This window comes from Acidimicrobiales bacterium (genome assembly GCA_035546775.1).
Taxonomy (GTDB): Bacteria; Actinomycetota; Acidimicrobiia; order Acidimicrobiales; family JACCXE01; genus JACCXE01.
The window spans coordinates 114,550-129,073 of the sequence record DASZWD010000060.1; the positions used below are offsets into that span (position 1 = coordinate 114,550).

Here is a 14,524-nt window from a genome sequence, read left to right on the forward strand (position 1 = left end):
TGTGTGTATAATCATGCAATGGCGAAGGTGGCGGTACTCGGCGCGTCGGGATACGCAGGGGCGGAGCTGCTGCGGTTTCTCGCCGGCCACCCGGAGTTCGAGGTCACCTACGCCACCGGCGACAGCGCCGTCGGCGCGCCGGTAGCCGACAGCTACCCCAGCCTCGCCGCCGCCTATCCCGACCTGGTGTACGAGGCCGTCGACGTCGACAAGGCGACGCAGCACGACCTCGTCTTCCTGGCGCTGCCCCACGGCGCGTCGGGCGCCGTCGTGCCGCAGCTCGTCGACAAGGTCGGCGGGATCGTCGACCTCGGCGCCGACTTCCGCCTGCGCGACGCCGCGCTGTACCCGCGGTGGTACGGCGAGGCGCACCCGGCGCCCGAATTGCTCGGGCGGTTCGTGCACGGCATCCCCGAGCTGTACCGCGACGAGATCAAGCAGCAGAAGCTCGCCGCCGCCGCCGGCTGCTACCCGACGGCCGCCGCCCTAGCGCTGGCCCCGCTGGTCAAGGCGGGGCTCATCGCGACGACGGGCGTGATCGTCGACGCGGCGTCGGGGGTGTCGGGCGCCGGCAAGGTCCCCAAGCCCAATACGCACTTCAACACCGTCGACGAAGACTTCACCGCCTACGGCCTGCTGACGCACCGCCACACGCCCGAGATGGAGCAGGCGACGGGCGCCGAGATCCTGTTCACGCCCCACCTCGCGCCGATGAACCGCGGCATCCTCGCCACCTGTTACGCCCGGCCGGTGGGCTCACAGTCCACCGCCTCGGTGCTGGAGGCACTCCACGCCGCCTACGCCGAGGAGCCCTTCGTCGTCGTGAGCGAGCGGTCGCCGTCGACCAAGGCGACGCTCGGATCGAACGCGGCGCACATCACCGCCCGGGTCGACGACCGCACAGGATGGGTGGTGGCGATCTGCGCCATCGACAATCTCGGGAAGGGCGCAGCGGGCCAGATGGTCCAGTGCGCCAACCTCATCGCCGGCCTGCCCGAGGCGACCGGCCTGACCACGGCGGGGGTCTATCCGTAATGAGCGTCACTGCAGCGCGGGGTTTTGTCGCCGGCGGCGTGTGGTCGGGCATCAAGCCCTCGGGCGTCGCCGATCTGTCGCTGGTGGCGACCGAGGACCGTCGACCGGTGCCCGCGGCCGCCGTCTTCACGACCAACCTGGCCGCCGCCGCGCCGGTACAGGTGAGCCGCGCCCACCTGGCGGCCACGTCGGGCCGCGCCGCGGCCGTCATCTTGAACTCGGGCAACGCCAACGCCGCCACGGGGGCTGACGGCCGGGCGACGGCGCAGGGCGCCTGCGACCTCGTGGCGCGCCAACTCGGCTGCCGCGCCGAGGAGGTACTCGTCTGCTCGACCGGGCTCATCGGCATCCCGCTGGCCCTCGACCCCTTCACCGGCGCTGTGCCGACATTGGCCGCGTCGCTCGCCGCCACGGCGGAGGGGGGCGAACTCGCCGCCGACGCCATCATGACGACCGACACGATCCGCAAGGAAAGCGTTGCCATCGCCGGGGGTGTCACCGTGGGCGGCATGGCCAAGGGCGCGGCGATGCTGGCACCGAACATGGCCACGATGCTGGGCGTGCTCACCACCGACGCCCGAGTCGACGCGCCGATGCTCCAGCGCCTGCTGGCGAGCGCCATGGACCACTCGTTCCACCGCATCACCGTCGACGGCTGCACGTCGACCAACGACACCGTGATCATCCTGGCGAGCGGAAGGGCCGAGCACGCGATCGACGCCGCCGCACTGGGCGAGTTGATCACGCGGGTGTGCGCGGATCTGGCCGAGCAGATGGTGTGCGACGCCGAAGGCGCGACGAAGCTCGTGCGCGTCACCGTCAAGGGAGCGGCGAGCGACGACGACGCGGCCAAGGCGGCGCGGCGGATCGCCGACAGCAACCTGTGCAAGTGCTCGTGGTACGGCCAGGACCCGTACTGGGGCCGCGTGGTGAGCGAAGCCGCCAGCGCCGGCGCGGCGTTCGACATCGACAAGGTGTCGGTCGCCTACGGCGACGTCGTCGTCGCCCGCGGCGGCGTGGCGGTGCCCCACGATGGCGCCGCCGTGCGGGCGCACATGGAACAGCCGCGCATCGACGTCACCGTCGACCTCGGCCTCGGCGACGGGTCGTGGTGGTTGCTGACGAACGATCTCACGCACGCGTACGTCGACGAGAACATGGGTACGTCATGAGCCGGGCGGCCGAGAAGGCGGAGGTTCTGACCGAGGCGTTGCCGTACATCCGACGTTTCTTCGGCAAGACCGTCGTGGTCAAGTACGGCGGCAACGCGCTCGCCGGCGCCGCCAGTGAGGCCGACGGCCTCGCCCAGTTCGCCGCCGACGTCGTGCTCATGCACTCGGTCGGGATGCGCCCCGTCGTCGTGCACGGCGGTGGCCCGCAGATCGGCGACCTCCTCAAGCGCATCGGCAAGGAGTCGTCGTTCGTCGACGGCCTGCGCGTCACCGACGCGGAGACGCTCGACGTCGTGCGCATGGTGCTCGTGGGCAAGGTCAACCGCGAGCTGGTCGCCGCCATCAACGTCCACGGGCCGCTCGCCGTCGGCATGTCGGGGGAGGATGCGTCGCTCCTGGCGGCCAAGCAGCTCAACCCCGACCTCGGGTTCGTGGGCGAGGTCACCCACGTCAACAGCGACGTCGTGGCGCGCTTGCTGGCCGACGAGCTGATCCCGGTGATCGCCACCATCGGCGTCGACGCCGCCGGTCAGGCCTACAACATCAACGCCGACACCGCGGCCGCCGCCATCGCCGGCGCGCTGGGCGCCGAAAAACTGGTCTACCTCACCGACATCGACGGGATCCGCCGCGACGTCGCCGACGCCGAGTCCGTGCTGTCGCGGGTGTCAGTGCAGGACGTCGACGCCCTCATCGCCGACGGTTCGATCTCGGGCGGGATGATCCCCAAGGTGCAGGCGTGTGTCGACGCGGTGCGCAGCGGCGTCGGCGTCGCCCACATCCTCGACGGGCGCGTCCCGCGCGCCCTGCTGCTCGAGATCTTCACCGACGAAGGAATCGGAACGATGGTCACACCATGAGTTCAAAACTGATGCCCACCTACGCCGCGCCGCCGGTCACGTTCGTGCGCGGCGAAGGCACGCACCTCTACGACGACACCGGCAAGGAGTACCTCGACTTCCTGTCGGGCCTCGCCGTCACGTCGCTGGGCCACGCTCACCCGCGGGTGACCGCCGCGATCGCCGAGCAGGCGGCAACGTTGAGCCACGTGTCGAACCTGTTCGGCAACCAGGTCGGACCGTCCGTGGCGTTCACCCTCGACGAACTGATCGGCGGCGGCGGCCAGGTCTTCTTCGCCAACTCCGGCGCCGAAGCCAACGAGTGCGCCATCAAGCTCGCCCGGCTCGCCGGCGGTCCCGGCAAGCACGTCGTCATCAGCGCGTTCGGGTCCTTCCACGGTCGCACGCTGGCGACCCTGCACGCCACGGGCCAGCCGGCCAAGCACGAGAAGTTCCAACCGCTGCCCGAAGGGTTCGTGCACGCGGCGGCCTTCGATCTCGCGGATGTCGAGCGGATGATGGACGCGTCGACGGCGGCGGTGCTCGTCGAAGTGGTGCAGGGCGAAGGCGGCGTGCATCCCGCGCCCGAGGGTTACGTGCGCGACCTGCGCGCCTTGTGCGACGAGCGCGGCGTGCTGCTCATCGTCGACGAGGTGCAGACCGGCCTCGGACGGACGGGGGAGTGGTTCGCCTTCCAGCACAGCGGCATCCGGCCCGACATCGTGACGGTGGCCAAGGCCCTCGGCAACGGCATGCCGATCGGCGCCTGCTGGGCGCGTGCCGAGGTGGCGTCGGTCTTCGAAACCGGCGACCACGGCTCGACCTACGGAGGCCAGCCGCTGGCGGCGTCGGCGGCGCGGGCGACCCTCGACGAGCTCATCGCCATCGACGCGCCGGCATGCGCCCGCCGCGCCGGCGAGCGCCTCGCCTCAGGGTTAACCCAGACACCGGGCGTGAGCGCTGTCCGCGGCCTCGGCCTGCTGCTCGGCGCCGAGCTCTCCGCCGGGAACGCGAAGGCGGTCAACAAGGCATTGCTCGACGCCGGCCTCGTCGTCAACGCCGTCACCGACACAGCGCTGCGCTTCGCCCCGCCGCTGAACGTGTCCGACGACGAGATCGACGCCGCCCTCGTCATCGTCAAGGACGTCCTGGCGTGAGACATCTCCTCGATATTGACGACCTGTCGCGCGACGAGTTCCTCGAGGTGCTGCGCCGATGCGAGGAGCCGGCCCCGCCCCGCGTGCTGGCGGGCAAAGGCGCCGGGCTCATTTTCGAGAAGGCCAGCGGCCGCACGCGGAACTCGACGGAGATGGCCGTCGTGGCGCTCGGCGGTCACCCCGTCAGCATGAAGGGCGACGAGGTCGGTATCGACACGCGCGAGACCGCCGAAGATGTCATCCGCACCCTCGCCGGCTACCACGCCGTCGTCGGTGCGCGGGTAAAGAGCCACGCCGTGCTGCAGCGCATGGCCGCGGCCGACGTCGTCCCGGTGCTCAACCTGCTCTCCGACGTGGCGCATCCGTGCCAGGCCATCGCCGACCTCCTCACCCTGCGCGCCCGCTTCGGTGACCTCGCCGCGTTGCGCGTGGCCTTCGTCGGCGACTTCAACAACGTGACCCGCTCCCTTGCGCTGGCCTGTGCCTACGCCGGCGTGGACTTCGTCGTCGCCTGCCCGCCCCAGTACGGCCCGAGCGCGCTCGACCTGGACACGATCGCCACGCTGGGCGGGATGCTGACGGTGACCGACCGCCCGACCGAGGCGGTCAAGGGTGCCGACGCGGTGTACACGGACGTCTTCGTCTCCATGGGTCAGGAGGCCGAAGCCGACGCGCGCCAGGTGGCGTTCGAGGGCTTCGCCGTGACTCCGGAGTTGATGGAACTCGCCGCCGAGCGAGCCGTGTTCCTGCACTGCCTGCCGGCGATCCGCGGGAGCGAGGTCGACGCCGCGGTGATCGACGGGCCGCAGTCGGCGGTCTTCGAGCAGGCGGCCAAGCGTCTTGACGCCGCCCGCGGCGCGATCTGGTGGCTGGTCGATGCGGCTCGCTAAACAGCAGCGTCAGCACCGGATCGCGCAGATTCTCGAAGGCGGCACCGTCACCAGCCAGGCGCAGCTCGTCGAGTTGCTGGCCGAATCGGGCGTTGTCGCCACCCAGGCCACCGTGTCGCGCGATCTGGAGGACATGGGCGCCGTCAAGATTCGGGTGCGCGGCGGCGAGACCGCCTACGCCTTGCCCGAACTGCCGACCCAACGCGTCGCCCCCGAGGACCACTTGCGGCGCGTGCTGTCGGAGTGGTTGGTCGAAGTGGCCCACAGCGGACCGGTCGTCGTGCTGCGCACGCCGCCGGGTTCCGCGCACGTCGTCGGCTCGGCGATCGACCGCGCCGGGCTGCCCGATGTCCTCGGGACCGTGGCGGGCGACGACACGTTGATGGTGATTGCGTCCGCGAAAGCGGGCGGTGAGAAGGTAGCGAACATGTTCATGGAATTGGCGGGGTTGTGATGGCACAGCGTGTGGTTCTTGCGTATTCGGGCGGTCTCGACACGTCGGTGGCCGTCGCCTGGCTCCGCGAGGAGTTGGGTGTCGAGGTGATCGCGGTGGCGGTCGACGTCGGCCAGGACGGTGGCAATACCGAGATGGACACGGTGCGCAACCGCGCCCTCGCCGCCGGCGCCGTCGAGGCCGAAGTCATCGACGCCCGCGACGAGTACGCGGCCGACTTCCTGGTCCCGGCGCTCAAGGCCAACGCCATGTACGAGGGCCGCTATCCACTCGTCAGCGCGCTCTCTCGACCCGTAATCGTGAAGCACCTCGTGGCGGCGGCTCGCCGGCATGGCGCCCACGCCGTCGCCCACGGTTGCACCGGGAAAGGCAACGACCAGGTGCGCTTCGAGGTGTCGACCCGCGCCCTCGCCCCTGATCTGGACGTCCTGGCGCCGGCGCGCAACTGGGGCCTCACCCGCGACGATTCGATCCGCTACGCCGAGACCCGCGGCATCCCGATCACCGCCACGCGCGAGAAGCTGTATTCGATCGACGACAACCTCTGGGGCCGCGCCATCGAGTGCGGCGAGATGGAGGATCCATGGCGTGAGCCTCCGCCCGGCGTGTGGGTGCTGACCAAGCCGACGGCGACCGATCCCCGCGACGTCACAATCAGCTTCGAAGCCGGCGCGCCCGTCGCCCTCGACGGCGAGAAGCTCGGACTCGTCGACCTGATCGGCAGGCTGGCCGACATCGTCGGGTCGTACGGCTGGGGTCGCATCGACATGGTCGAGAACCGCCGCGTCGGCATCAAGAGTCGAGAAACCTACGAGTGCCCGGCGAGCCTGGCGCTGATCCTGGCCCACAACGACCTCGAGTCGATCACCCTCGAGCGCGACCTGGCCCGCGAGAAGGCCCGCCTCGAGCCCCGCTACGCCGAGCTGATCTATGACGGGCTGTGGTTCTCGCCACTCAAGCGTGCCTACGACGCCTTCATCGACGACAGCCAGCGGTTTGTGACGGGCGACGTGCGGTTGTCGCTGTCGCCCGGGTCGTGCCGCGTCACCGGCCGGCGCTCGCCCGACGCCCTCTACGACTACGAGCTCGCCACCTACGACGCCGCCGACACGTTCCGCCACAGCGACTCCGAGGGCTTCGTGCGCCTCTGGGGCCTGTCCGTGCAGACGTGGGCGTCGCGGCAGGGCCCCGGACGGCAGTGACGACCCTGTGGCACGGTCGCTTCGCCGAAGGTCCGGCGGAAGCGCTGTGGCAGTTCACTGTCAGCCTGCCCTTCGATCAGCGCCTCGGTCCCGACGACGTCGTCGCGTCCAAGGCGCACGTCCACGGTCTCGTCCGCGGCGGCCTGCTGACGAAACAGGAGGGCGACGTGCTCGTCGCCGCCCTCGACAAGGTGGGCTCCGAGCTCGACAGCGGCTCGTTCGTGTTCGTCGACAGCGACGAGGACATCCACACCGCCATCGAACGCCGGGTCACGGAGATGACCGGCGACACGGGCGCCAAGCTCCACACCGGCCGTAGCCGCAACGACCAGGTCGCGACCGCGTTCCGGCTGTGGTGCAAGCGGGCGGCGACGGAGGTGGCGGCCGGTGTCGTCGCCCTGCAAGACGTGCTGCTACGCCGCGCCGAGGAGGTCGGCGGCGCCTACCTCCCGGGCTACACGCACCTTCAGCGCGCCCAGCCGATCCTGCTCAGCCACCACCTGCTAGCCCACGGCTGGGCGCTCGCCCGTGACGTCGACCGGCTCTGTGACGCCCGGCGCCGGCTCGACGTGTCGCCTCTGGGTGCTGGTGCGATCGCCGGTTCGTCGCTGCCGCTCTCGCCCGAAGCGGTCGCCGACGAACTCGGCTTCGCCGCCGCCTTCGACAACAGCCTCGACGCCACCTCGGACCGCGACTTCGTATCCGAGCTCCTGCACGCGATCGCCCTGCTGGGTGTGCACCTCTCCCGTATGGGAGAGGAGGTCGTGCTGTGGTCGACGGAGGAGTTCGGCTTCCTGAAGCTCGCCGACGCCTATTCCACGGGCAGCTCGATGCTGCCGCAGAAGAAGAATCCCGACATCGCCGAGTTGACCCGGGGCAAGGCGGGCCGGCTCATCGGCCACGCCGCGGGCTTCCTCGCCACGCTCAAGGGTCTCCCTCTGGCCTACAACCGGGATCTCCAGGAGGACAAGGAACCCCTATTCGACGCCGTCGACCAGATTCGCCTGGCGCTGGCTGCCCTTGCCGGGCTCCTCGACACCGCCACGTTCGACCTCGGGCGCATGGCCGACGCCGCCGATTCGCCCACCGCGGCGGCCATCGACCTGGCCGAATGGCTGGTGGAGCGGGGCACGCCGTTCCGGGAGGCCCACGCCATCGTCGGGGGCCTCGTGCGCGACAGCTTGGAGCGCCACGTCCCCCTCGCCGAGCTGGTCGAGGCGCACCCGGCGCTGGGCGCCGACGCGGTCGCCTTACTGGGCATTGGCGTGGCGGTGACGCGCCGGCAAACGGCCGGTGGCACGGGCCCGGCGCAGGTGGCGGAGCAGCGCAAGCGCTTCGCTGACCGCCTCGCCGCCGATCGGCAACGTTTGGGCTGAAAATGGGCGGTGTCCGGCTTGACGGAGGGCCTGGCGGGATCGTATAGTCGTCAACCCGCCCCACGGGGCCTGATACGTCGGGCCCGATGAAGCGGAAGAGGAAGTACACCGGCAGTTTCGGGTGCAACCCTCGACATGAGCAGGCGCTCTCCAGCACCTCCACCTCTCTTGAGGTGTGTGCCAGGCGCCGGTGTGCTCCTTGACAACGGAACAGAGATGCGCCAAAAACCAGTGCGGGTGCAGCTCCTCGGAGCTGCATTCATACTTGTCAATAATTGACGCAATAATGGACGACAACGTCTGTCTTTGTGTCTGGAATTGAACCAAATCGATCCCGGTTTCGACCGGGTAGGTTTCGATGGAGAGTTTGATTCTGGCTCAGGACGAACGCTGGCGGCGTGCTTAACACATGCAAGTCGAACGGGGTCCATGGAGTAGCAATACTCCGGAAGACCTAGTGGCGAACGGGTGAGTAACACGTGAGCAACCTGCCCCAAAGACAGGGATAAGCCTGGGAAACCGGGTCTAATACCTGATGCCTTCACCGGGTCGCATGGCCTGGTGAAGAAATGAATTTCGCTTTGGGAGGGGCTCGCGGGATATCAGCTTGTTGGTGGGGTAACGGCCTACCAAGGCTTCGACGTCTAGCTGGTCTGAGAGGACGATCAGCCACACTGGGACTGAGACACGGCCCAGACTCCTACGGGAGGCAGCAGTGGGGAATCTTGCCCAATGGGCGAAAGCCTGAGGCAGCAACGCCGCGTGTGGGATGACGGCCCTCGGGTTGTAAACCACTTTCAGTAGGGACGAAATTGACGGTACCTACAGAAGAAGCTCCGGCCAACTACGTGCCAGCAGCCGCGGTAATACGTAGGGAGCGAGCGTTGTCCGGATTTATTGGGCGTAAAGCGCGCGTAGGCGGTTTGGTAAGCCGGGTGTGAAACCCTCGAGCTCAACTCGGGGCGGCCACTCGGAACTGTCATGACTTGAGTCAGGTAGGGGAACACGGAATTCCAGGTGTAGCGGTGAAATGCTTAGATATCTGGAGGAACACCAGTGGCGAAGGCGGTGTTCTGGGCCTGTACTGACGCTGATGCGCGAAAGCGTGGGGAGCGAACAGGATTAGATACCCTGGTAGTCCACGCCGTAAACGTTGCACACTAGGTGTGGGGCCCTATCGACGGGTTCCGTGCCGTAGCTAACGCATTAAGTGTGCCGCCTGGGGAGTACGGTCGCAAGACTAAAACTCAAAGAAATTGACGGGGGCCCGCACAAGCGGCGGAGCATGTTGCTTAATTCGATGCAACGCGAAGAACCTTACCTAGGTTGAACTACGCAGGAAAAGCCATAGAGATATGGTGTCCGAAAGGGTCTGCGATAGGTGGTGCATGGCTGTCGTCAGCTCGTGTCGTGAGATGTTGGGTTAAGTCCCGCAACGAGCGCAACCCTTATTCTATGTTGCCAGCGGGTAATGCCGGGGACTCGTAGAAGACTGCCGGGGTCAACTCGGAGGAAGGTGGGGATGACGTCAAGTCATCATGCCCCTTATGTCTAGGGCTGCAAACATGCTACAATGGCCGGTACAAAGGGCTGCTATTCCGCGAGGATGAGCGAATCCCATAAAGCCGGTCTCAGTTCGGATTGGAGTCTGCAACTCGACTCCATGAAGTCGGAGTCGCTAGTAATCCCGGATCAGCAATGCCGGGGTGAATACGTTCCCGGGCCTTGTACACACCGCCCGTCACACCACGAAAGTCGGCAACACCCGAAGCCAGTGGCCCAACCGTAAGGAGGGAGCTGTCGAAGGTGGGGTCGGTGATTGGGGTGAAGTCGTAACAAGGTAGCCGTACCGGAAGGTGCGGCTGGATCACCTCCTTTCTAAGGAGAGCTTGTCTCATTCGAGACAATCTCCGAGTCGATCACTGGTTAGTGCGCACGCCGATACGGCGTCTCGATCGCAGATTCAGTTCTCTCGAGCCGCACGCCGGCGTGTGTGACGTATCTCTGTTCCGTTGTGAGGGAGCAACAGCTCCTTCTGCCAACGTGAAGCCGGCCTTCTCTCAGAGGAGGCCGGCCGCTCGCGTCGGGCACTCGTTCCTTGAGAACTGCATAGCGAGCACGAGCATCTTTGTTCTCCAAGCTACAAAGAGCCAACGGTGGATGCCTTGGCGCCTGATGCCGATGAAGGACGTGGGTGGCTGCGAAAAGCCACGGGGAAGTGCCGACCAACTTTTGATCCGTGGATGTCCGAATGGGGAAACCCAGCACCCTTGATCGGGTGTTACTCCTGCTTGAACACATAGGGCAGGTAGAGGGAACCGAGGGAACTGAAATATCTCAGTACCTCGAGGAAAAGAAAACAACAGTGACTCCCTGAGTAGTGACGAACGAAACGGGAACAGCCCAAACCGTGCCGGTGGTAAAGCCTGGTGGCGTTGCCGGTATGGGGTAGTGGGACCTGATGGGCGGAGCACCAGATCCGTCGCAGAGTTACAAAATTGATGCCTAGCAGAAGCGTTTTGGAACGTCGCGCCGCAGTGGGTAAGAGCCCCGTACGCGAAAGGCACTCAATCTCTGTTCAGCAATCCCAAGTAACGCCGGGACCGTGAAAACTGGCGTGAATCTGCGAAGACCACTTCGTAAGGCTAAGTACAAGCAGGCGACCGATAGCGAACTAGTACCGTGAGGGAAAGGTGAAAAGCACCCCGGGAGGGGAGTGAAATAGTACCTGAAACCGTTGGTTTACAAACAGTCAGAGCGTCGTCACCTTCGGGTGGCCGCGATGGCGTGCCTTTTGAAGAATGAGCCAGCGAGTTACCGTGTGTGGCGAGGTTAACCCGTGAGGGGTAGCCGGAGCGAAAGCGAGTCTGAATAGGGCGATTCAGTCGCATGCGGTAGACCCGAAGCCGAGTGATCTTGCCATGGCCAGGCTGAAGCGGGGGTAAGACCCCGTGGAGGGCCGAACCCACCCTGGTTGAAAACAGGGGGGATGAGCTGTGGCAAGGGGTGAAAGGCCAAGCAAACTCGGTGATAGCTGGTTCTCCCCGAAATGTATTTAGGTACAGCGTTGCATGTTCATTGATGGAGGTAGAGCACTGAATGGGCTAGGGGGCCTACAAGCTTACTGACCCCAATCAAACTCCGAATGCCATTAATCCAGAGTGCAGCAGTGAGACTACGAGGGATGAGCTTCGTTAGTCGAAAGGGAAACAACCCAGACCGTCAGCTAAGGCCCCTAATTTTGGGCTAAGTGGAAAACGATGTGGGATTGCGAAAACAGCCAGGAGGTTGGCTTAGAAGCAGCCACCCTTGAAAGAGTGCGTAATAGCTCACTGGTCGAGTGATCCTGCGCGGACAATGTAACGGGGCTAAAGCCCAAAGCCGAAGCTACGGACTTCACAGCAATGTGGAGTGGTAGGGGAGCGTCGATCTTGCAGTGAAGCGGCGGTGGAAACCGTCGTGGAGCGTGGTCGAGTGCGAATGCTGGCATGAGTAGCGAGAGAGGGGTGAGAAACCCCTCCGCCGAAAGTCCAAGGGTTCCTGGGGAAGGCTATTCCGCCCAGGGTAAGTCGGGAGCTAAGGCGAGGCCGCAAGGCGTAGTCGATGCACAACCGGTTGATATTCCGGTACCGCTCTATTCGCGCCAATTCCAATGGTGAGGTACTAAGGGGCTGTCCTTCGGGACGAACCGACCCACTCGCCGGCGGACAGCGATGGAGGGACGCAGGAGGATAGGTGAACCCGGTCAATGGTTGAACCGGGGTAAGCGTGTAGGGAGAGGGTTAGGCAAATCCGGCCCTCATACATCCTGAGACGCGATGCCGAGACGATCGAGTCGAAGTCACTGATTCCATGCTGCCTAGAAAAGCTTCTAGCGAGCTAATAGAGCGCCCGTACCCCAAACCGACACAGGTGGACAGGTAGAGAATACCAAGGCGATCGGGAGAACTGTGGTTAAGGAACTCGGCAAAATACATCCGTAACTTCGGGAGAAGGATGGCCCCAGTAGAGTGGACGGATTTACTCCGCGAGCTCGAGAGGGTCGCAGAGACCAGGGGAAAGCGACTGTTTACTAAAAACACAGGAGCGTGCTAAGTCGTAAGACGACGTATACGCTCTGACGCCTGCCCGGTGCTGGAAGGTTACGGGGAAGGGTTAGCCCTCGGGCGAAGCTCTGAACCTAAGCCCCAGTAAACGGCGGCCGTAACTATAACGGTCCTAAGGTAGGAATCCTCATAGCAGGCAATGAGGAGCTGCCCTGCACAGCGGTGACGCTGTGTAAGCAGTCGGCTATATGCTGGAAAATCCGGGTATCTGGCACTACTCGTTTGGCGTCACACCCCATCTTTACGATGGTCAGGGTGCCAAGCAGTGACAATGTGACCAGTGCGGAAAATCAGCAGGAAAGACTCCTTTCCGCTGAGTGGATTGTGGGGTTTGTCGATGGCGAAGGCTGTTTCAGCGTTCCCATCTTCCGCCAAGGCTCGACACGCGTCGGCTGGCAGGTCCAGCCCACGTTCGCCGTTACACAAGGCGAGTCGAGTCGCAACGTGCTCGAAGCGATGGTGACGTTCTTCGGCTGCGGCGCGGTCTTCCGCAACGCCCGCAAGGACAACCACAAGGAGGATCTCCTCCGATACGTGGCCACTAAGCAGGCCGATCTCCGCGAGGTGATCGTCCCGTTCTTCGAGCGACACCCTTTGCGAACGTCGAAGCGAGCAAACTTCGACAAAGTTCGTCCAGGTGCTTCATCTCATGGCGCAACGCCGGCATCTGTCAGTCGAAGGACTGATGCAGATCGCGGCAATCGCCGAGACGATGAACCACCGCAAGCCCTCAGCGGTTTTGAGAATCCTCAGAGACCATACGCCGACCCTCTTCCTCAGCTCAGAGGAAGAAGAAGATATGGTCCGGGCCCTACGGCGACGTAGGGAGTCTGGCGGAAACGACCAGACCAGCTAATGCTGAATTAGCTGTAACAAGTTCAAGCGAAATTCCTTGTCGGGTAAGTTCCGACCTGCACGAATGGCGTAACGACTTTCCTACTGTCTCAACCACAGACCCGGCGAAATTGAAGTACGAGTAAAGATGCTCGTTAGCTGCATCAGGACGGAAAGACCCCGTGCACCTTTACTACAGTTTGGTGTTGGGTTTTGGTATGAATTGTGTAGGATAGGTGGGAGACTAGGAAGCTGTGGCGCCAGCCATGGTGGAGTCAACGTTGAAATACCACCCTGTTTATGCCGGGACTCTAACCTTCGCCCGTTATCCGGGTGGGGGACAGCGCCAGATGGGTAGTTTGACTGGGGCGGTCGCCTCCTAAAAAGTAACGGAGGCGCCCAAAGGTTCTCTCAGGCTGGTTGGCAATCAGCCGTCGAGTGCAATGGCACAAGAGAGCTTGACTGCGAGACTGACACGTCAAGCAGGAGCGAAAGCTGGGCATAGTGATCCGGTGGTTGCGTGTGGAAGCGCCATCGCTCAACGGATAAAAGGTACGCCGGGGATAACAGGCTGATAACCCCCAAGAGCTCATATCGACGGGGTTGTTTGGCACCTCGATGTCGGCTCATCACATCCTGGGGCTGGAGCAGGTCCCAAGGGTATGGCTGTTCGCCATTTAAAGTGGTACGTGAGCTGGGTTCAGAACGTCGCGAGACAGTTTGGTCCCTATCTGCCGTGGGCGTCGAAATTTGAGAGGAGTTGACCCTAGTACGAGAGGACCGGGTTGAACATGCCTCTGGTGTACCTGTCGTCGTGCCAACGGCGCAGCAGGGTAGCTATGCATGGACGGGATAACCGCTGAAAGCATCTAAGCGGGAAGCCTCCCTCGAGATAAGATTTCTTAGGACGGTCAGAGACCATGACCTTGATAGATCGGATGTGGAAGCGCGGTAACGCGTGGAGCTAACCGATACTAATTGTCCTATTCGCGCTTGATGAGTCCCACCATCAATGACAGCCCTGGGCTGACATTGGTTGGAAGTTCATCTGGCCAGGTGCATCGATTTAAGAGCGCGCGTTTTCGCAACACCGGCTTCATTGCCTGGTGGCTATAGCGTCAGTGCCCCACCCGATCCCATCCCGAACTCGGCCGTGAAACCTGACAGCGCCGATGGTACTATCGCTCAAGCGATGGAAGAGTAGGTCGTCGCCAGGCATTGCAGCCGGTGCGTAAGGAGCGCGCGTTTAACGGAACCCATTCACATGCCTTTCCCGTCCCGCGTCGAGCGCAGCTCCGCCGGACGAGCGTTGGCTTGGCGCGGGGTGGAGCAGCCCGGTAGCTCGTCAGGCTCATAACCTGAAGGTCGCAGGTTCAAATCCTGCCCCCGCAACCAGCCTTCCTCCCAGCAGCCCACATCGGTCGTGGTCAATCGCCCGGATCGCCCTTGGTGCCGCTGT

The 14,524-nt window shown here is 64.4% G+C and carries 8 protein-coding genes, 1 tRNA gene and 3 rRNA genes; all 12 read left to right on the forward strand.

All coding sequences use genetic code 11. From position 1 onward, the window contains the following. Positions 1 to 18: 18 nt before the first annotated feature. The 12 genes from argC to VHC63_15700 all read left to right on the forward strand — a co-directional run bounded on the left by argC (position 19) and on the right by VHC63_15700 (position 14,460). The gene (gene argC / locus VHC63_15645) at positions 19 to 1,035 is read left to right on the forward strand and encodes an N-acetyl-gamma-glutamyl-phosphate reductase (protein HVV38044.1); all 1,017 of its coding nucleotides are present in this window, start codon (positions 19 to 21) and stop codon (positions 1,033 to 1,035) included. After that, complete coding sequence (gene argJ / locus VHC63_15650; protein ID HVV38045.1) at positions 1,035 to 2,207, forward strand: bifunctional glutamate N-acetyltransferase/amino-acid acetyltransferase ArgJ; 1,173 nt, start codon at positions 1,035 to 1,037, stop codon at positions 2,205 to 2,207. Before argC ends, argJ begins: the two co-directional genes overlap by 1 nt. Continuing rightward, the gene (gene argB, locus VHC63_15655; GenBank protein HVV38046.1) at positions 2,204 to 3,067 is read left to right on the forward strand and encodes an acetylglutamate kinase; all 864 of its coding nucleotides are present in this window, start codon (positions 2,204 to 2,206) and stop codon (positions 3,065 to 3,067) included. The genes argJ and argB overlap by 4 nt, the downstream gene beginning before the upstream one ends. Further along, entirely contained in the window at positions 3,064 to 4,203 is a 1,140-nt protein-coding gene (locus tag VHC63_15660) for an acetylornithine/succinylornithine family transaminase (GenBank protein HVV38047.1), read from the forward strand. The genes argB and VHC63_15660 overlap by 4 nt, the downstream gene beginning before the upstream one ends. Next, complete coding sequence (locus VHC63_15665; protein HVV38048.1) at positions 4,200 to 5,093, forward strand: ornithine carbamoyltransferase; 894 nt, start codon at positions 4,200 to 4,202, stop codon at positions 5,091 to 5,093. The genes VHC63_15660 and VHC63_15665 overlap by 4 nt, the downstream gene beginning before the upstream one ends. Beyond that, the gene (argR, locus tag VHC63_15670; GenBank protein HVV38049.1) at positions 5,080 to 5,547 is read left to right on the forward strand and encodes an arginine repressor; all 468 of its coding nucleotides are present in this window, start codon (positions 5,080 to 5,082) and stop codon (positions 5,545 to 5,547) included. The genes VHC63_15665 and argR overlap by 14 nt, the downstream gene beginning before the upstream one ends. Beyond that, entirely contained in the window at positions 5,547 to 6,749 is a 1,203-nt protein-coding gene (locus tag VHC63_15675; protein ID HVV38050.1) for an argininosuccinate synthase, read from the forward strand. The genes argR and VHC63_15675 overlap by 1 nt, the downstream gene beginning before the upstream one ends. Next, entirely contained in the window at positions 6,746 to 8,125 is a 1,380-nt protein-coding gene (gene argH / locus VHC63_15680; GenBank protein HVV38051.1) for an argininosuccinate lyase, read from the forward strand. The genes VHC63_15675 and argH overlap by 4 nt, the downstream gene beginning before the upstream one ends. A gap of 355 nt (positions 8,126 to 8,480) precedes the next feature. Then, positions 8,481 to 10,003: ribosomal RNA gene (locus tag VHC63_15685) — 16S ribosomal RNA — on the forward strand. Positions 10,004 to 10,258: 255 nt separating this feature from the next. Then, positions 10,259 to 14,066, forward strand: a 23S ribosomal RNA gene (locus tag VHC63_15690). Between the two features lie 101 nt (positions 14,067 to 14,167). Beyond that, positions 14,168 to 14,282: ribosomal RNA gene (rrf, locus tag VHC63_15695) — 5S ribosomal RNA — on the forward strand. Together the 16S, 23S and 5S rRNA genes with 1 tRNA gene alongside form the textbook arrangement of a ribosomal RNA operon. A gap of 101 nt (positions 14,283 to 14,383) precedes the next feature. Then, positions 14,384 to 14,460, forward strand: a tRNA-Met gene (locus VHC63_15700). Positions 14,461 to 14,524 lie beyond the last annotated feature (64 nt).

Coding starts and splice junctions, on each gene's coding strand:
- argC (HVV38044.1), top strand. CDS start 19: ATGGCGAAGGTGGCGGTACTCGGCGCGTCGGGATACGCAGGGGCGGAG.
- argJ (HVV38045.1), top strand. CDS start 1,035: ATGAGCGTCACTGCAGCGCGGGGTTTTGTCGCCGGCGGCGTGTGGTCG.
- argB (HVV38046.1), top strand. CDS start 2,204: ATGAGCCGGGCGGCCGAGAAGGCGGAGGTTCTGACCGAGGCGTTGCCG.
- VHC63_15660 (HVV38047.1), top strand. CDS start 3,064: ATGAGTTCAAAACTGATGCCCACCTACGCCGCGCCGCCGGTCACGTTC.
- argR (HVV38049.1), top strand. CDS start 5,080: ATGCGGCTCGCTAAACAGCAGCGTCAGCACCGGATCGCGCAGATTCTC.
- VHC63_15675 (HVV38050.1), top strand. CDS start 5,547: ATGGCACAGCGTGTGGTTCTTGCGTATTCGGGCGGTCTCGACACGTCG.